Genomic DNA, 17,578 nt, shown 5'->3' on the forward strand with positions numbered 1-17,578 from the left:
ACCGAGAGGGGGCTGGCATGTCGTTCGAGGTGGTCAGCGCCTACACACTTCTGGTGGGCGACGCCGAGGGTCCGCCGACGGTGAGTGTCCACACCACCGCCGACGACGCCTGGCGTGCGCTCGATCGTGAAGTCCGCGAGCGCAGCGGAATGCGCGCCCGCCCACGCCGCCGGATGGACCCCGACGCGGCGACCCGGCTCGCCAACGCCTGGCGCGCCGTCGACCCGGAGTCGCGCTACTGGAACGTCACCGTGCACCGGCTCCCGATCCCCGTCCCCGCGATCGCGAGGGCCTCGATGGCGGTGCGCTGAGCGGCCGGGCTCCGCGCCATGCACCCACCGCCCCGACAGCCGACGCCGGCCGCCCTGGCTGCGCACCTGCGGCGGTCGCGGTCGACGCCGGCTGGGGTGGGGGCGGGGTGGGCAGGAAAGCCACCTTCCGGCCCTCACAGGGCAGCAAAGTGCTGTCAGGTGAATCGTCGGCCCCGAACCGGTCACACGGACTGGCCGGGGTCGCCTCATGGAACCCTGTGGTTGATCAACAGGGTTCCGTGACGACTACACGGTTCCATGTGGCGCACGGTCGGCCACCTGCCCCCGGGTGCGTGTGTAGGGGCAGGAAAGCCACTTTCCTGCCCCTACAGGGCCTGAAAGTGGCTTTCCTGCCTTTGGGGCTGGGGTGTGTGCGTTCTGATCACCGACCCGCCGAAATCGGGTGGCCGACCCGGCGGCCCACCGACCACGATGGCGATCATGGACCCGCTCCCGATGCCGACGAACCTGGTGGAGTCGGTTGCGGAGGAGGAGTCGCCGGAGCGGACGGAGTGGCTCGCGCAGCTCTCCGACATCGTGCGTGGGGTTGCCGCGCGGTGGTCGCTCACGTTGGGGCCGCCGTTCCAGCCGGGTGGTCAGGCTTCGTGGGTCGCGCCGGTCGTCGATGCCGCCGGTCGTGAGCTCGTGCTCAAGGTCGGTTGGCGCCACTACGAGGCCGAGCACGAGGTCGAGGGGCTGCGGGCCTGGGTGGGGCGCGGCGCTGTCGGTGCCATCGCGACCGAGGTGGACGGGCCGACGGCGTCGATGCTGCTGGAGCGCGCGCTTCCCGGCACCCCGTTGGCCGTCCTGCACGACGAGCCCGCGCAGGACGAGGTCGTGGCTCGGATGCTGCGATCGCTTTGGCACGAGCCGGCGCCGGGCCATCCGTTCCGTCCGCTCTCCTCGCTGTGCGACGCCTGGGCCGACGAGTTCGACGAGGAGTACGAGCCCGGGGAGACCGCGATCGACCCGGGCCTCGCGAAGGCCGGCATCGATCTGTTCCGCAGGCTGCCGCGCGAGTACGCCGGCCCGTCCCAGCTGCTGGTGACGGATCTGCACGCCGGCAACCTGCTGGCGCACGGAGAGGGCTGGCGGCTGATCGACCCCAAGCCCTACGTCGGCGACCCGGCGTACGACGCGTTGCAGCACATGCTCAACTGCCGCGAGCGGCTCGAAGCCGATCCGCGTGGGCTCGCTCGACGCATGGCGGGGCTGCTCGACCTCGACGCCGAGCGCGTCGAGCAGTGGCTCTTCGCGCGGCTCGTGCAGGGGTCGGTGGGCATGCCGTGGCTGGTGCCCGTGGTTCCGCGCATCGCGCCCCGCTGACGATCATCTTCGTGCCGGGGGCACCGTGCGCATCCGTTCGAGCAGGTCGGCGACGTCGATGCCGGGTGGGAGCGGCGTGCCGGTGAGTGTCCTGAGGTACAGCCCGTCGCCGACGAGCTGCGCGAGCAGGGCCACCACGGGGTCGCGCACCTCTTCGAGCAGCGCCGCGTAGCCGTCGGCGTTGACGACGGTCAACGCGTCCCGTGCCGCGATGCCGGCATCGGTGCTGTCGGCGAGCCGGAGGACGGCGAGGTAGGTGCGGGTCAGCCCACCGCTCGACGCGCCGCCCGGCGCAGATGTCCGCACGTAGTAGTCGACGGCCCCGTCGGGAGCGGCCCGGAGGTCCTGCGCGTCGGCCGCGCTGCGCTCGCGCAACCGGTCGAGCAGGCCCGTGGCCAGCGCGTCCTTCGACGCGAAGTGGTAGAGCAGCCCGCCTTTCGACACCTGCGCCGCGGCTGCGACGGCATCGAGCGTCACGGCACCGGCCCCGTGCTCGATCAAGAGCGTTTCGTACGCGTCGAGCACGCGGTCCTTGGCGCCGGCCATCGGACGAGCTTAGGGGTGCGCAGGGAATAAACCATTGGTCTGTACCGTCTGGACGGTACAGTAGCGTCAGAACCTCGAATCGGAAGAAGCCATGACTGCCCTCGCCCTCGCCCCACCACAGGTCGCCACTCGCGCCGGCACCCGCGAGTGGGCCGGGCTCGCCGTGCTGTTCCTGCCGACCTTGATCGTCGCCATCGACAACACCGTGCTGGGCTTCGCGCTGCCCGCGATGAGCGCAGCGCTCGCCCCGACGTCGGCGCAGCTGCTCTGGATCGTCGACATCTACCCGCTCGTGCTCGCGGGCCTGCTCGTCACGATGGGCAACCTCGGCGACCGCATCGGCCGCCGGCGCATCCTGCTGCTCGGCGTCGCCGGGTTCGGCGCGGTGTCGCTGGCGGCGGCGTTCGCCACCGACGCCGCCCACCTGATCGCCGCCCGCGCGCTGCTCGGCTTCTTCGGTGCGATGCTGATGCCGGCGACGCTGGCGTTGCTCCGCACGCTCTTCGTCGACCCGAACCAGCGCCGGATCGCCGTCGCCATCTGGACGACCGGTTTTGCGGCGGGTGCCGCGCTCGGCCCGATCGTGGGCGGGGTGCTCCTGGAGCACTTCACGTGGGGATCGGTGTTTCTCGTCAATGTGCCGGTAATGCTGTTGCTGCTGGTACTGGGCCGGCCGATGCTGCCGGAGTCGAGGATGGCCGAGCCGGGTCGGCTCGATCCGTCGGGTGTGCTGCTCTCGATGCTCGTGATGGTGCCGGCGGTGCTGGCGATCAAGACGGCCGCGCACGACGGTCTCTCCGGCAGCGTGGTGCTCGCCGTGATGGTGTCCGCCGGCGCCGCGGTGCTGTTCGCCCGGCGCGCTCGCGCGCAGATCGCCGCGGGCCAGGAGCCGGTGCTCGACGTGACGCTCCTCGTGGAGCCGGTGGCGCGGCTGTCCGTGCTGTCGAACGCCGCGACGATGTTCGCCCACACCGGCCTGCTGTTCTTCGCCGCGCAGTACCTGATGCTCGTCGTCGGGCTCTCTCCGCTCGACGCGAGCATGGTGCTGGTCCCCGGCTTCCTCGCGACGATGGCCACCGGCCTGATCGCGGCCCGCTTGGCGAAGTTCGTCCCGCTGCGGACGCTCGTCCCGGCCGGGCTGCTGATCGCGGCCGCCGGTTACGTCGCCGCCATGCTGCTGGGCGGCGAGCAAGGTGTGACGCTGATGGCGGTGGCCGCCGTTCTGGTCGGCGGCGGGATCGGCCTCGCGGAGGCGATCACCACCGACGCCGTGCTCGCCGCCGTGCCGCCGGAACGGGCGGGCTCGGCGTCGGCCGTCTCCGAGACCGCCTTCGAGATTGGTGCCGTGCTCGGCACCGCGATCCTCGGCAGCGTCCTGACCAGCGTCTACCGCGCGAACGTCGTCGTCCCCTCTGCGCTCTCGCCGGAGGACGCCGTCGTTGCGCAGGAGACGCTCGGCGGTGCGGCTGCAGTCGCCCACCACCTGGGCGGAGCGGGGCTGCTCGGCTCGGCGCGGGAGGCGTTCGGGGTGGCGGTCGACGTCACGGCCGGCGTCGGCGCTGTGGTGATGGTCGCCGTCGCGGCGACGGTGTGGTTCGGCCCGCGCCGTCAGCGCGCGGCGTCGTAGGCGGCCTGCGCGGCCGTCACCTCGGGGATGTGCGTCTCGGCCCAGTCCTTCACGTGCGCGATCAAGGGCATCAACGTGCTCCCGAGCGGGGTGAGCGCGTAGTCGACCCGGACCGGCACGGACGGGGTGACGGTCCGGCTGACGAGCCCGTCGCGCTCGAGCGCGCGCAGCGTCTGGGTGAGCATCTTCTGGCTCACCCCGGCGATGCGGCGGCCCAGGTCCGAGTGCCGCATCGGCCCCTCGCCGAGCGCGGAGAGGACGAGCGAGACCCACTTGTCGGAGATGCGGTCGAGCAGCTTGCGTGCGGGGCAGGTGGCCAGGAACGCGTCGTAGGCCAGCGCGGCCGCCTTGCGTTCGTCGGCCGCCGTTCGAGTGGTCACGGTTCCTCCGCGTCCCATAGGCACTCCCAGGTGCCTGGTTACCAAAAGAGAGCTTCGCTCCCAGAGTGTCCTACAGACCGAACGGACACGGAGGAGCTCGACGATGAAGGCAGTGGTCGTACGCACGGCGTCGGGGATCGAGGGCATCGAGCTGATCGACGCCCAGGTCCCCGAGCCAGGACCGGGTCAGGTGCGGATCGCCGTCGAGGCGGCGGCGGTCAACCCGGTCGACCTCGCTGTCGCGAGCGGTGCGCTGGTCGCGCTGGGGGTGACGGCAGCCCGCCCGCAGTTCGGTCTCGGCTGGGACGTCGCAGGGAGGGTGGACGCCGTGGGTGCCGGCGTCGAGCTGGCGGTCGGCACGGCGGTGGTCGGGCTGGCCGATCTGGTCGGGCGGCCGCTGAAGACCCACGCCGAGCACGTCGTGCTCGATGCGGGCGCGGTGGTCGCGGCGCCGCAGGATGTCGAGCCGGTGGCCGCGTCGACGTTCGCGCTCAACGCCTCGACGGCGCACCAGGCGCTGGCCGCGCTCGACCTCCCGCCCGGATCGTCCGTGCTGGTCACCGGCGCTGCGGGCGGTGTCGGCGGGTACGCGGTCGAGCTGGCGGCCCACCGTGGTCTTGCCGTCGTCGCCACCGCGGGGGACGCCGACGAGGAGCTCGTGCGCGACCTCGGTGCCGACGTCTTCGTGCCCCGCTCGGCCGATCTCGCGACCACGGTGCGGGAGCGGGTGCCCGGTGGTGTGGACGGCGTGGTCGACGCCGCGGTGCTCGGCGTCGCCGCCGAGGAGGCCGTGCGCAACGACGGCGGCTTCGTGAGCCTCTCGCGCGCCGTGGTGCCCCCGCCGCTGCGCGGGATCACCGTCCACCCGGTGTTCGTGAAGGCCGACGCCGGCACGCTGGCCGAGCTGGCCGGCCTAGCCGCCGCCGGCGTGATCTCGACACGGGTCGCGGAGACGTACCCACTGGTCGACGCGACGCACGCCTACCGGCGGCAGGCGAAAGGCGGCGTTCGGGGGCGGGTGGTGCTCGTCCCGTAGCCCGGGCTCCGCCGGGGTTGCCAGGAAAGTGGCTTTCCTGTCCTGTGGTGCCAGGAAAGTGGCTTTCCTGGCAACCCCAGCCCTTGGCGTCCCCCAGCGTTGGGCGGGCTACCGGAACCGGGCGATGACCTCCGCCATCCGGCCGAGCGGGTCGCTGCCCGCCCGGCCGAGGTCGGGGAGGCGGACCGCCACCTCCGCCACGCCGACGTCGGCGAGCTCGCGGAACCGGCCGACCTGATCGGCGACGGTGCCGGCGTGCATCGCCGCCGCGTACCGGGCCGGGTCGGCGCCACGCGGGCGCAGCGCCTGCACGAGCGCGTCGACCTCGGGCCCGTCGGTGCCGACGAGTGCGGTGGTGAGGTGGGTCAGCTCGACGTCCCGACCGGTCTCCGCGCTGTGATCGCGCAGCACGGCGGCCTTGCGGGCGACGGTGGTGAGGTCGCCGAGGACGTTTGCGGAGTCGGCGTACCGCGCGGCGAGCCGCAGGGTCCGCCGCTCGCCACCCCCGCCGAGCACGATCGGGACGTGCGGCTGCAGCGGCCGCGGGTAGCCGGACGTGTCGGGCAGGTCGAGCACCTTCCCGCGGAACGGCTTCCCGCCCGGTCCCCAGAGCACGGGGAGTGCCTGCAGCGCGTCCTCCAGCAGCTCGTACCGCTCGCCGACCGGCGGGAACGGCCAGCCGTACGCCTTGTGCTCGGCCTCGAACCACCCGAGGCCGAGCCCGCAGACCGCGCGGCCGCCGCTCAGCACGTCGAGCGTCGCGACGATCTTGGCGAGGTGCCCGACGTTGCGGTACGTCACGCCGGTGACCAGCGTGCCGAGCCGCACCCGCTCGGTGCAGGCGGCGAGCCATGCGAGCGTGGTCCAGCTTTCGAGGAAGTCGTCCCACGCGCGTCCGACCTGCGGGATCTGCCGGAAGTGGTCCATCACGTAGATCGCGTCGAAGCCCGCGGTCTCGGCCGCCGCCGCGATCTCGCGCAGCGCCGGGGCCAGCGTCGCCGCCCCACCCGGGAACGCCGAGAGGTGCAGCGCGAACCGCAGCCCGACGGGCCGCTCGTGCTGTCGCGCGGCGGCCGCCGTCGCGTCGGCGAACGCTTCCGACACGACCCGCACCGGCTCGGGGGAGAGCACGACGTCGAAGCCCTCGGTCGGCAGCGCGGCACGCACAGCCGGCCACGCCCGCAGCTGCCCGCTCAGCACCTCGGCAGGAACGGGATGCCGCCGGGCCCGGTTGCGCGCCCGGCACACCGCAGCCGGCTCGTCGAACCCGACCGCCACCGCGGCCATCCCGTGCGCTCTGGCCAGCTCACGCCAGCGGGCCCGACTGACGGCGTCGAGCCCGGTCGTGTCGATCACCGTGGTCAGCGACCTGGCGACCCGCCGCGAGACGATCTCCTCCAGCAGCGCGAACGCGTCGGCGCTCGCCGCGATGTCGTCCTCGCCGGAGCCGACCACACCGCGCAGCCGGTCGCTCGACACGATCATGTCGGAGGCGAACTGCGCGGCCGCCCACGTCGACTTGCCGGAACCGGACGGGCCGGCGAGCACGACGAGGCACGGTGACGGGAGCGCTACGGGCACCGGGGCAGTGTGCCCCGGGCACCCCTACTTGTTGTTGGGCGACGGGCTGGTGGTCGGCGACGACGGCGGGTTGGTGTCGATCCCGCGCTCGGCCAGCCGCTCCTGGACGTGCTCTGAGATCTGCGACGCCCGGCGGCTCGCACGCACCCGGATCAGGACGAGCATCGAAATGCCGTATGCGATGCCGAGCACCAGCAACACGACACCGAGCTTGACGATGAACTCGCGCAATGGGTCCTCTGCGTCGACGTTCACGACCGAGATGATCGCCAGCACGCCGAGGGTCACGAGGTGGAAGAGAACCGAAAGCAAAAGGTTGACCGAACGGGTGACCTTCTGGTCCTCGAACACCTCTTGCAGGTACGGCTCTCCGGCGGTCACCAAGAGGCGGCCCACGGCGAAGGTCAGCGTCACTGCGACCGCGAGCAACAGGATGTACTGGGCGGTGTCGTCCATCAGGGCCTCCCGGCTTTGAACGTGTTCAAAACTCTACGCCCGCTCGGGAACCGCCGGTAGCGTGCGTCGTGTGATCGCCAGCACCCCGGGGTACCCGTTCGGCGCGGGCGCTACCCGTCCCCGCACCTGATCAACCTGGGCCGGCCGTCGTTGCAGGTCCGGGTGCGGCGCAGGCCACTTTCCGGTTCTGAATGTGTTCGCCGTCTCCGCTGTCGTTGCGGGCCCGTCGCGTAAGTCGGCAAGGCGCCTGGTCATCGCGCCGGAATGCGATCACTGGAATGGGTGGAAGAAAGCGCTTTCGTATCTTCTGAATCGATTACATGATCGGTCTTGTGAGTCAGTTGACAGCCCTCAGGAGTGGGGGAAACGGGATACCGGCGGTACCGTCGGTGTTCATCTTTCACATGCACACCCGTTCCGGAGGCACGGTTCGGGTGTGCGAAGCCATTCCCGGGGACGGGGCGCCGCCGAGGAGCGAGGACGGGACATGACTGTAGCGACCGTGCCAGGTATCGACCGAGCGCCGACGACGAACGAGCGGCTGCTGTCGTGGGTGCGGGAGATCGCGGACCTGACGATGCCCGAGCGCGTCGTCTGGTGCGATGGATCCGAGGAGGAGTGGGAGCGGGTCACGACGCAGCTCGTCGAGGCCGGCACCTTCGTCCGCCTCAACGCGGAGAAGAAACCGAACTCGTTCTGGGCGGCGTCGGACCCCGACGACGTCGCGCGGGTCGAGGAGCGCACCTACATCTGCTCCGTCGAGGAGGTCGACGCCGGTCCGACCAACAACTGGATGGACCCGGCCGAGATGAAGGCCACGATGACCGAGCTGTACCGCGGCTCGATGCGTGGCCGGACGATGTACGTCATCCCGTTCTGCATGGGCCCGCTCGACGCCGACGAGCCGTTCCTGGGCGTCGAGATCACCGACTCCGAGTACGTCGTCGCCTCGATGCGGATCATGACCCGGATGGGTGCCTCGGTGCTCCCGCTCTTCGACGGGCCGGCCGGCGACAGGTTCGTGCCCGCGCTGCACTCCGTCGGGGCGCCGCTGGAGCCCGGCCAGCAGGACGTGCCGTGGCCGTGCAACGACACGAAGTACATCACCCACTTCCCGGAGACCCGCGAGATCTGGAGCTACGGCTCCGGGTACGGCGGCAACGCGCTGCTCGGCAAGAAGTGCTACGCGCTGCGGATCGCCTCGGCGATGGCCCACGACGAGGGCTGGCTCGCCGAGCACATGCTGATCCTCAAGCTGATCAGCCCCGAGGACGAGGCCTACTACATCGCCGCCGCCTTCCCGTCGGCGTGCGGCAAGACGAACCTCGCGATGCTGCAGCCGACGATCCCCGGCTGGCGCGCCGAGACCGTCGGCGACGACATCGCGTGGATGCGGTTCGGCGAGGACGGCCGGCTCTACGCGGTGAACCCGGAGGCCGGCTTCTTCGGCGTCGCGCCCGGGACCAACTGGAAGACCAACCCCAACGCGATGCGCACGATCGAGAAGGGCAACTCGCTCTTCACCAACGTGGCGCTGACCGACGACGGCGACATCTGGTGGGAAGGGCTCGAGGGCGAGCCGCAGCACCTCACCTCGTGGAAGAACCAGGACTGGACGCCCGATTCGGACGAGCCGTCGGCGCACCCCAACTCGCGCTACTGCACGCCGATCAGCCAGTGCCCCGTCGTGGCGCCCGAGTGGGAGGACCCGAAGGGTGTCCCGATCTCGGCGATCTTCTTCGGCGGGCGGCGCAAGACGACGGTGCCGCTGGTGACGGAGTCGCGCGACTGGCAGCACGGCACGTTCATGGGCGCGACGATGTCGAGCGAGAAGACCGCGGCCGCCGCCGGTGGCCTCGGCCAGGTCCGCCGCGACCCGATGGCGATGCTGCCGTTCCTCGGCTACAACGCCGGCGACTACTTCCAGCACTGGGTGAACGTCGGCAAGGGCGCCGACGCCGACAAGCTGCCGCGGATCTTCTACGTCAACTGGTTCCGCCGCGGCGACGACGGCCGTTTCCTGTGGCCCGGGTTCGGCGAGAACTCGCGCGTGCTGAAGTGGGCCATCGAGCGCATCCAGGGCAAGGCGGGTGCCGTCGAGACGGCCGTCGGGTACGTGCCGACCGCCGACCAGATGGACCTCGACGGGCTCGACGACACCCCGACCGCCGACGTCGAGGCCGCCCTCGCGGTCGACCCCGAGGAGTGGAAGGCCGAGATCCCCCTCATCGAGGAGTGGTTCGACAAGGTCGGCGAGAAGCTGCCGACGTCCATGCGCGACGAGCTGGAGGCGCTCAAGCTCCGGCTCGGCATGTAGCGCCCGCACGCACGATCGGAAAGGCCACGTCCCCAGCCGGGGCGTGGCCTTCCCGCATTCGTGACCTGCACGGCATCTCAGAGGCGCTGACATTCCGTCATTCGGGCCCTAAAGTCCATTCACCGGCACGCGGAGAGCGTCGCCCGGTGTTGGGAAAGGGGTTGCATCGTGGCCACCACCGAGACGTCGAGCGGGGCACGTGGGCCGGAGGGCGGCATCCGCTCCCGGCTCACTCCGAAGCAGATCGCCATCTGGGCAGCCGTCGCGGTCGTCGGCGCCGTCGCATGGGGCATCGTGGCGCTCAGCCGCGGCGAGGAGATCTCCGCCGCGTGGCTGGTGTTCGCCGCACTGGCGTCGTACGCCATCGCGTACCGCTTCTACGCGAAGTTCATCGCGCAGAAGGTGCTACGCGTCGATGACACGAGAGCGACACCGGCCGAGCGCCTCGACGACGGCCAGGACTACCAGCCGACGGACCGGCGGGTGCTGTTCGGCCACCACTTCGCCGCGATCGCCGGCGCCGGCCCGCTGGTCGGGCCCGTGCTGGCGGCCCAGATGGGCTACCTGCCCGGCACGATCTGGATCATCTTCGGCGTCATCTTCGCCGGCGCGGTGCAGGACATGGTCACCCTGTTCTTCTCGACCCGCCGCGGTGGGCGCAGCCTCGGCCAGATGGCCCGCGAGGAGATCGGCCCGATCGGCGGCATCGCGGCGCTGATCGCCGTGCTCGCCATCATGATCATCCTGCTCGCGGTGCTCGCGCTCGTCGTCGTCCAGGCGCTCGCGCAGTCGCCGTGGGGCACGTTCTCGCTGGCAATGACGATCCCGATCGCCCTGTTCATGGGCTTCTACCTGAGATACCTACGACCAGGGCGGATCATCGAGACATCGGTGATCGGTGTCGCGCTGCTGCTGCTCGCGATCGTCGCGGGCGGGTGGGTCGCCGAGTCCGGCCTCGCGCCGGCGTTCACGCTCACCGGCAACCAGCTCACCCTGGCGCTGGTGATCTACGGGTTCGTCGCATCGGTGCTGCCGGTGTGGATGTTGCTCGCGCCGCGCGACTACCTCTCGAGCTTCATGAAGATCGGCGTGATCGTCCTGCTCGCGGCCTCGATCCTGATCGCGTGGCCGGCGATGCAGACCGAGGCGATCACCCAGTTCGCGATCAGCGGCGCCGGGCCGGTCTTCGCGGGCTCGCTCTTCCCCTTCGTCTTCATCACGATCGCCTGCGGCGCGCTCTCCGGCTTCCACTCCCTCGTCTCTTCGGGCACCACACCGAAGCTGATCGAGAAGGAGTCGCAGGTCCGCATGATCGGCTACGGCGCCATGCTGACCGAGTCGTTCGTCGCGATCTGCGCGCTCGCCGCGGCCTGCGTGCTCGACCCCGGGCTCTACTTCGCCATGAACATGCCCGGCACGGTGCTCGGCACGACCGTCGAGTCGGCATCCGCCGCCGTGCAGAACATCGGGTTCACGATCACGCCGGAGCAGCTCGCCGCCGCAGCGTCCGCTGTCGAGGAAGAGCGGCTCTTCGGCCGGACGGGCGGTGCCCCGACACTCGCCGTCGGGTTGTCGGAGATCTTCTCCCAGGTCTTCGGCGGCAACGCGATGAAGGCCTTCTGGTACCACTTCGCGATCATGTTCGAGGCGCTGTTCATCCTCACCACGGTGGACGCCGGCACCCGCGTCGGGCGCTTCATGCTGCAGGACACCGTCGGCAACTTCTGGCCGAAGTTCCGCGACACCACCTGGAAGCCGGCCGCATGGCTGGCCAGCGCCGTCATCGTCGGTGGGTGGGGCTACCTGCTCTGGGCGGGCGTCAACGACCCGCTCGGCGGCATCTACCAGCTGTTCCCGCTGTTCGGCATCGCGAACCAGCTGCTCGCGGCCGTCGCGCTGGCGGTCTGCACCACCTTGCTGATCAAGTCGGGACGGCCGAAGTACGCGCTGATCACGCTCGTGCCACTGGCCTTCGACGCGGCCGTGACGCTCACCGCGAGCTACCAGAAGATCTTCTCGTCCGATCCGAAGCTCGGCTTCTGGGCGCAGCGCGACCAGTACCAGGCCGCGATCGACGCGGGGAAGACCAGCCTCGGCCAGGCGAAGACGCTCGACGACATGCAGAAGGTCGTCTTCAACACCACGCTCGACACGCTGCTCACGGCGCTGTTCGCGATCCTCATCGTGATCGTGCTCGCCGACTCGATCAGGGTCTGGATCAGGGCGCTGACCGGGAAGCCGCTGTCCAGCGGGTCGGAGGACGCGTACGTCGAGTCGAAGCTGTTCGCCCCCGCCGGGCTGATCGCGACGAAGGAGGAGCGCGCGATCCAGCGCGACCGCGAGCTGGCCAGCACGGGCGGCGGCGGGGGATCGACATGACCGGGGCGGGGTCGGACCGGCTGAAGGCGGGCCTGCGCGACGCGTGGCAGGTGGTGCGTGGCATCGCGGGTGAGCGGGCGTACGAGGAGTACCTCGCCCACCAGGCCGCGCACCACCCCGGCGAGCCGGTCCTGGGCGAGCGCGAGTTCTGGCGCAAGCACGTGGACCGCGGGGACACGGGGCAGGCCGCCCGCTGCTGTTGACGGAGAGTAGTTTCCTCCGGTCGATGGTGACGCACCGCTCGACGAGCAGGACGAAGATCTCATCGTCCGAGTGGCCGAGTACTGGCGTGGCATAGGCCTCATCGTGTACCTATCAACTCGAACGAGTGGCCGAACAGCGCAGAGAGTGACCGCTCGGTTGTTCTGTGTTTGCAACGATCCACGAAAGAGGTGCAACACTTCGTGGACGCCCGCGATACGAAGGGTGACCGTCGCCGCCCGGCGTCGGGGCTGGCGGAGGTGGTCGATGTGTTGGATGTCGGGCCGGCGGCCGGCGCCGATGACGGCGACGACGACCTGATCATCTTCGTCGACCGGCTGGCGGCAGCGGGCAACGACCGGGCCACCACCAAGGCGAACGCCCGGATCCGCGAGGTCATCGCGGCGGGCCAGCAGCCACCCGGGGTGCGCAGGCTGGCCGAGGCGCTCGCCGCGTCCGTCGCCGAGGCGCCGGCACAGCGGCGACCGACGGAGGACTCCGTCGTGTCCGCGATGCGCGGCAACGCGCTGATGGTGCTCGAGGACTTCGACGCCGTCGGCGTCGCAGGCGCGGTGGCCGCACTGCTCGCCGACGGCAGGCGCATCGTCGTGACCTCGGACGACCCCGCCGAGCTGGAGCGGGTGCGGTCGGCGCTGCCCGCCGACGCCGCCCACCGCTCGCTGGACGCCCTCCCGTCGCTCTCCCCCGCGCAGCTGCGCGAGCTGCGCAGGCTGCTGGCCACCGCCACACCGGCCCGCTCCGGCCGCAAGAAGCAGCAGATCCCGCCGGTCGACGCCATGCCGCGCCCGGCGACCGTCGCCGAGCTGTGCGCGATGGCCGTCGTCAGCGCAGAGCAGGTGGACACCGGCATCGTCCCGGTGCTGCTGGCCGACCTCGACGACGCCCGCCGCGATGCCGTCACGTCGGTGGCGCGGTGCGTGAACCGGTCGCTGGAGGCGATGCACCCGCGCGGCGACCGCGAATGGGCGTGGTCGCTGCTCTCGGACCTCATCTACGGCCAGCACCGCGCCGCGTTCGACCGGATGCTGGAGGACACCGCGCAGGCCGTCTCCGCGCTCGAGCACGCACGGGAGGCACCGCCGGTCGAGGTGGCCGGGCCGCTCCCGATCACCGCAGGCGACGTGCTGCGGCGCTACCGCGAGTTCCTCGACGCCGGCGGCCGCTCGCGCGCGTACTTCCGATCGGCGCTGCAGCGTGAGGTCGCGCCGGTGCTGAAGCTCGTGCGGGTCGGCGGCAAGGCACCGACGAACGTCGCCGACGTCACGCGGGTGATCGAGCACATCGACCTCGGTCAGCGCCTCGCCAGCGTCGACGCCGGGTGCGCCGACCTCGGCATCTCCGCTCCGCACGACGAGGCCGAGCTGATGGAGCTCGCCGAGGGCCTGGTGAAGGTCTCCGCCGCCGCCCGTTCGGTCGGCGCGCTGCGCCACGACGTGCTGTTCATCGCCGAGAACTCGCCGCTCTCCGTGCCCGACGTCGCGGCGGCCGAGCAGGTCGCACGGGCGATCCTCGACTACGCCGAGAACGGCTCGGGCGACGAGGCGGGCCGGCAGCTGGAGACGCTGGCCGACGCGCTGGAGTTCGCCGTCCCCGCCGGCGCGGCCGCGCCCGAGCACACCGCCGCGGTCGAGGCGCTGCGCGCGAACGACGCCGCTGCCTACGCCGCTGCCTACGAGGCGCTCGGAGCGGCCCGCAGGCAGCTGCAGGACGAGCAACGCAAGCGTGAGCTGCTCGCGGTGCTCGGCGAGCAGTCGTCGCAGTTGGCGGAATCGTGGCGCGCCGAGCCGGGCGCGCTCGGGCTCGCCGCGTTCGTCCTGATGGAGACGCTGCTCTCGGACCTGCCGCCGGCCGACAGCGCCGACGTCGTGCTCGTGGTCGGGGCGGCCCGCCTCGGCGTCGAGCGGCTGCTGCTCACGGCCGTCGCCCCGCGGATGATCGCGGCCGTCGCACCGGACGAGCCGCGGGAAGCGCCGCCGTCGCTGCTGAGCGTCCTGCAGCGGGCCTCGGCACTCGCGATCAGGGGCCGCACCACTCGCGGCAACGGGAAGGTCGTGCGGCTCGGACAACGCGGCACGGGGGTCTCGAAGGTGGGTTAGCCCGCCTCAGCGGGTGATCGCGTCGAGGAGGTCGAGCGGCTGCGCCGCGCTGGTGCCTTCGCGCACCCAGCGGCCGTCCGCCCGGCGGTACAGGGCCCACCTGTCGTCCTCGGGGCGCAGCTGTGCGATGGGCGTGGCCGACCACGCCGTGCCGAGCTCCGGGTACAGCGGGCGCCGCCGGTCGAAGATGGTGATCTCGTCGCCCTGGATGGTGTAGCCGACCTGGTGCTCGTCCCGCTCACCCTCCGGGACGCGGTCGGCGCACCATCGGGAAAGCTGGTGGCGGGTCTCCTCGGGCACGGCCATGGACAAATGGTGGCGCCTCGAAGGACTACCGTCGACCGCTATGACGGAGCACCTGGTCAGCCGGTTCGGACACGTCGAGCTCGATGACATGCCGGACGATCTGCGAACGCGGATCGGCGCCATCGTCGAGCGCTCGGGGTTCGTGCCGCACGTCTTCCTCGGGCTCGCGCGCAGGCCGGCCGAGCTGCGGGCGTTCATGGACTACCACGACGCGCTGATGGAGAAGGACGACGGGCTGAGCAAGGCCGAGCGCGAGCTGATCGTCGTCGCGACCTCCGGGGCGAACCACTGCACGTACTGCGTGGTGGCGCACGGCGCGATCCTGCGGATCCGGATGAAGGACGCGGAGATCGCCGACAAGGTCGCCACGAACCCGTGGGCGGTCGAGCTGAACGCCCGCGAGCGGGCCATCGTCGACCTCGCCCTGCTGATCGCGACCGACTCGGCCGCGCTGACCGAGGCGGAGCTCGACGACGCCAGGCTGGCGGGCCTGTCCGACGACGAGATCTGGGACATCGGGGCGATCACCGCGCTCTTCGCGATGTCCAACCGGCTCGCGCACCTGATGGCCCTGCGCCCCAATCCGGAGTTCTACCTGATGGGGCGGCTGCCGCGGAGCTGACGTGCCTCGTCGCAACCGGGTCGACCCCTTCGGCGACCTGCACGCCGTGCCGGAGCGCGGCATGTTCACCGGCAACCGCGGCTGCCTCGTGGACGACGCGGGAGAGCTGGTCCGCCACCATCGCGGCGACCTGTGGATCACGTGCGTCACGCGGTTCCGCGGCCGCCGGTTCGGCCTCGCCCGGCCGGGGCGGTGGACGCCGGTGTTCTTCCTCGACGACGCCGTCGCGCTCGCGGCGGGGCACCGGCCGTGCGGGGAGTGCCGCTACGGCGACTACCGCGCCTACCGCGACGCCGTGGCACGAGCCGTCGGGGCGCCGGCGCTCGCGGGCGACCTGAACCGCATGCTGGCGGCGGAACGGCTCCGCCGCGGTCGGTCCAGGCCCTATGACCTGGACCGGGCCCGCGACCGCCGGACCTGGACGGGCACCGACCTGCCCGACGGCACCGTCGTCCACACCGACCGCCCCCGCCTGGTGCTGGGCGACCGGCTGCTCGCGTTCACGTTCGGCGGCTGGACGGACCCCGTCGCCCGTCCCACCGACCCGCTGACGGTACTGACCCCACCGACGTCCGTGGCGGCCCTGCGAAACGGCTTCGCGCCGACCCTGCACCCCTCGGCGCACCCCTGATCTCCCCACCGTTTTGGGTGGATGCGCGCCGAAAACGCGCGCATGTGCCCAAAACGGTGGGGGGATTCAGAGGACCTTCGAGAGGAAGGCCTTGGTGCGCTCGTGCTCCGGGTTCGTCAGCACCTGCTTCGGGTCGCCGGCCTCGACGATCCGGCCCTCGTCCATGAAGACGAGGGTGTCGCCGACCTCGCGGGCGAAGCCCATCTCGTGCGTGACGACGACCATCGTCATGCCGTCCTTCGCCAGCGCGCGCATGACGTCGAGCACCTCGCCGACGAGCTCCGGGTCGAGCGCGGAGGTGGGCTCGTCGAAGAGCATCAGCCGCGGCTGCATGGCCAGCGCGCGGGCGATGGCGACCCGCTGCTGCTGTCCTCCGGAGAGCTGGGTGGGGTAGGAGTCGTACTTCTCCCCCAGCCCGACGCGGTCCAGCAGCTCGCACGCCCGCTTGCGGGCGGCCGCCTTCTGCTCGCGGCGGACCGTCCGCGGTGCCTCCATCACGTTCTCCGCGGCCGTCATGTGCGGGAACAGGTTGAAGCGCTGGAACACCATGCCGATGTCGCGCCGCTGCCGGGCGACCTCCGACTCGCGCAGCTCGTGCAGCTTGCCGCCGGCCTCGCGGTAGCCGATCAGCTCGCCGTTGACCCGCATCGTGCCCGAGTCGATCCGCTCGAGGTGGTTGATGCAGCGCAGGAACGTCGACTTGCCGGAGCCGGACGGACCGATCACGCAGGCGACCTCGCCCGGCATCACCCGCAGGTCGATGCCGTTGAGGACGTCGATCCGCCCGAAGCTCTTGTGCACGTCGAGCGCCTCGACCATGGGAACGGTCATGCGACACCTGCCTCCCGGCGGGGGAACAGCCGCGGTCCGGGCTGGTTCCGGCTCATACCTCGCCCGAACCGGCGCTCGATGAATCCTTGCCCGACCGACAGCACGGACGTCAGTGCCAGGTACCAGGCGGCGGCGACGATGAGCAGCGGGATGGTCTGGAAGTTCACCGAGTAGATCCGCTGCACCGAGGTCAGCAGCTCGAAGTAGCCGATCACGACGACGAGCGACGTGGTCTTCAACATCGAGATCGTCTCGTTGCCGGTCGGCGGGATGATCACCCGCATGGCCTGCGGGAGCACGATCCGCCGCAGCGTCTGCGCGCGCGAGAGGCCGAGCGCGCCGGCGGCCTCGCTCTGCCCCTCGTCGACCGACTGCAGCCCGCCGCGCACGATCTCGGCCATGTACGCGGCTTCGTTGAGCCCCAGCCCGAGCAGGCACGCCGCGAACTGGTTGATCAGCGTGTTCGTGTCGAACACGACGAACGACGGTCCGAACGGCACACCGAGCGAGAGCTGCGGGTAGAGCGCGGAGAGGAAGTTCCAGAACAGCAGCTGCGCGATGAGCGGCGTCCCGCGGAACAGCCAGATGTAGACCCCGGAGACGCTCGACAGCACCGGGTTGGGAGACAGCCGCATGACGGCGAGCACGATGCCGCCGACGATGCCGATCACCATCGACAGCACCGTGAGGATCAGCGTGTTCTGCAGCCCGTTGAGCACGGGCGCCGAGAACAGGTACTGACCGACGACGGGCCACCGGAACCCGTCGTTGGTGATGATCGTGTTGACCAGCATCGCGGCCAGCACCGCGAGGACCGCGATCGCGAGCCAGCGACCGGGGTGCCGGACCGGCACCGCCTTGATCGGCGGTGGGCGTTTCTTGTCGTCGAAGCTCGGTGCGGCGCCGGTCAC

At 71.1% G+C, this 17,578-nt stretch carries 17 protein-coding genes; 10 read left to right on the plus strand and 7 right to left on the minus strand.

Features of this window, described 5'->3' with window-relative positions; genetic code table 11:
- The first annotated feature begins 17 nt into the window (after nucleotides 1-17).
- Nucleotides 18-311, plus strand: a complete 294-nt coding sequence (locus LL648_RS05595) for a hypothetical protein (protein ID WP_232661322.1) — start codon at nucleotides 18-20, stop codon at nucleotides 309-311.
- Nucleotides 312-752: 441 nt separating this feature from the next.
- Nucleotides 753-1,637: an aminoglycoside phosphotransferase family protein gene (locus tag LL648_RS05600; protein ID WP_232661323.1), complete on the plus strand. Its 885-nt coding sequence runs from the start codon at nucleotides 753-755 to the stop codon at nucleotides 1,635-1,637.
- Nucleotides 1,638-1,640: 3 nt separating this feature from the next.
- Here the strand turns inward: LL648_RS05600 and LL648_RS43760 are convergent, their stop codons facing one another.
- Nucleotides 1,641-2,183 carry a TetR/AcrR family transcriptional regulator gene (locus LL648_RS43760; protein ID WP_255684530.1) on the minus strand — a complete coding sequence of 181 codons (543 nt, stop codon included), beginning with the start codon at nucleotides 2,181-2,183 and terminating at the stop codon, nucleotides 1,641-1,643.
- A 91-nt stretch (nucleotides 2,184-2,274) separates the two neighbouring features.
- On the opposite strand from LL648_RS43760, the gene LL648_RS05615 reads away from it, so the two are divergent.
- Nucleotides 2,275-3,810, plus strand: coding sequence for an MFS transporter (locus LL648_RS05615; RefSeq protein ID WP_232661324.1), 1,536 nt, complete (start codon nucleotides 2,275-2,277; stop codon nucleotides 3,808-3,810).
- Here the strand turns inward: LL648_RS05615 and LL648_RS05620 are convergent.
- Nucleotides 3,792-4,190: a winged helix-turn-helix transcriptional regulator gene (locus tag LL648_RS05620; RefSeq protein WP_232661325.1), complete on the minus strand. Its 399-nt coding sequence runs from the start codon at nucleotides 4,188-4,190 to the stop codon at nucleotides 3,792-3,794. The two genes, LL648_RS05615 and LL648_RS05620, sit on opposite strands and share 19 nt — an antisense overlap.
- Before the next feature lie 103 nt (nucleotides 4,191-4,293).
- Between LL648_RS05620 and LL648_RS05625 the strand changes: the two genes are divergently transcribed.
- Nucleotides 4,294-5,226, plus strand: a complete 933-nt coding sequence (locus LL648_RS05625) for a zinc-binding dehydrogenase (protein WP_232661326.1) — start codon at nucleotides 4,294-4,296, stop codon at nucleotides 5,224-5,226.
- A gap of 108 nt (nucleotides 5,227-5,334) precedes the next feature.
- Here the strand turns inward: LL648_RS05625 and LL648_RS05630 are convergent, their stop codons facing one another.
- Together LL648_RS05630 and LL648_RS05635 are read right to left on the minus strand one after the other, a co-directional pair.
- Nucleotides 5,335-6,807 carry a TIGR03560 family F420-dependent LLM class oxidoreductase gene (locus tag LL648_RS05630; RefSeq protein ID WP_232661327.1) on the minus strand — a complete coding sequence of 491 codons (1,473 nt, stop codon included), beginning with the start codon at nucleotides 6,805-6,807 and terminating at the stop codon, nucleotides 5,335-5,337.
- A gap of 24 nt (nucleotides 6,808-6,831) precedes the next feature.
- Nucleotides 6,832-7,263 (minus strand): hypothetical protein, encoded by a 432-nt coding sequence (locus LL648_RS05635; protein WP_232661328.1) that lies wholly within the window; start codon nucleotides 7,261-7,263, stop codon nucleotides 6,832-6,834.
- Between the two features lie 487 nt (nucleotides 7,264-7,750).
- Between LL648_RS05635 and LL648_RS05640 the strand changes: the two genes are divergently transcribed.
- The 4 genes from LL648_RS05640 (at nucleotide 7,751) to LL648_RS05655 (ending at nucleotide 14,277) form a co-directional block, all read left to right on the plus strand.
- On the plus strand, nucleotides 7,751-9,580 hold the full coding sequence (locus LL648_RS05640; RefSeq protein WP_232661329.1) for a phosphoenolpyruvate carboxykinase (GTP): 1,830 nt from the start codon (nucleotides 7,751-7,753) through the stop codon (nucleotides 9,578-9,580).
- 168 nt (nucleotides 9,581-9,748) lie between these two features.
- Nucleotides 9,749-11,959 carry a carbon starvation CstA family protein gene (locus tag LL648_RS05645; protein WP_374111986.1) on the plus strand — a complete coding sequence of 737 codons (2,211 nt, stop codon included), beginning with the start codon at nucleotides 9,749-9,751 and terminating at the stop codon, nucleotides 11,957-11,959.
- Nucleotides 11,956-12,162 carry a YbdD/YjiX family protein gene (locus LL648_RS05650; RefSeq protein WP_232661330.1) on the plus strand — a complete coding sequence of 69 codons (207 nt, stop codon included), beginning with the start codon at nucleotides 11,956-11,958 and terminating at the stop codon, nucleotides 12,160-12,162. Before LL648_RS05645 ends, LL648_RS05650 begins: the two co-directional genes overlap by 4 nt.
- Before the next feature lie 201 nt (nucleotides 12,163-12,363).
- Nucleotides 12,364-14,277, plus strand: coding sequence for a hypothetical protein (locus LL648_RS05655; protein ID WP_232661331.1), 1,914 nt, complete (start codon nucleotides 12,364-12,366; stop codon nucleotides 14,275-14,277).
- 6 nt (nucleotides 14,278-14,283) lie between these two features.
- Here the strand turns inward: LL648_RS05655 and LL648_RS05660 are convergent, their stop codons facing one another.
- Complete coding sequence (locus tag LL648_RS05660; RefSeq protein WP_232661332.1) at nucleotides 14,284-14,583, minus strand: DUF3024 domain-containing protein; 300 nt, start codon at nucleotides 14,581-14,583, stop codon at nucleotides 14,284-14,286.
- 40 nt (nucleotides 14,584-14,623) lie between these two features.
- Here LL648_RS05660 and LL648_RS05665 point away from each other — a divergent pair, with 40 nt between their 5' ends.
- Complete coding sequence (locus LL648_RS05665) at nucleotides 14,624-15,205, plus strand: peroxidase-related enzyme (RefSeq protein WP_232661333.1); 582 nt, start codon at nucleotides 14,624-14,626, stop codon at nucleotides 15,203-15,205.
- Between the two features lies 1 nt (nucleotide 15,206).
- The gene (locus LL648_RS05670; RefSeq protein WP_232661334.1) at nucleotides 15,207-15,836 is read left to right on the plus strand and encodes a hypothetical protein; all 630 of its coding nucleotides are present in this window, start codon (nucleotides 15,207-15,209) and stop codon (nucleotides 15,834-15,836) included.
- Between the two features lie 66 nt (nucleotides 15,837-15,902).
- On the opposite strand, the gene LL648_RS05675 is transcribed toward LL648_RS05670, so the two are convergent.
- Nucleotides 15,903-16,667, minus strand: a complete 765-nt coding sequence (locus LL648_RS05675) for an amino acid ABC transporter ATP-binding protein (protein WP_305080775.1) — start codon at nucleotides 16,665-16,667, stop codon at nucleotides 15,903-15,905.
- Nucleotides 16,664-17,578: an amino acid ABC transporter permease gene (locus tag LL648_RS05680; protein WP_232661335.1), complete on the minus strand. Its 915-nt coding sequence runs from the start codon at nucleotides 17,576-17,578 to the stop codon at nucleotides 16,664-16,666. Before LL648_RS05680 ends, LL648_RS05675 begins: the two co-directional genes overlap by 4 nt.

Origin of the sequence: Pseudonocardia sp. TRM90224 (assembly GCF_021245725.1) — a bacterium.
In the GTDB taxonomy this organism is placed as follows: domain Bacteria; phylum Actinomycetota; class Actinomycetes; order Mycobacteriales; family Pseudonocardiaceae; genus Pseudonocardia.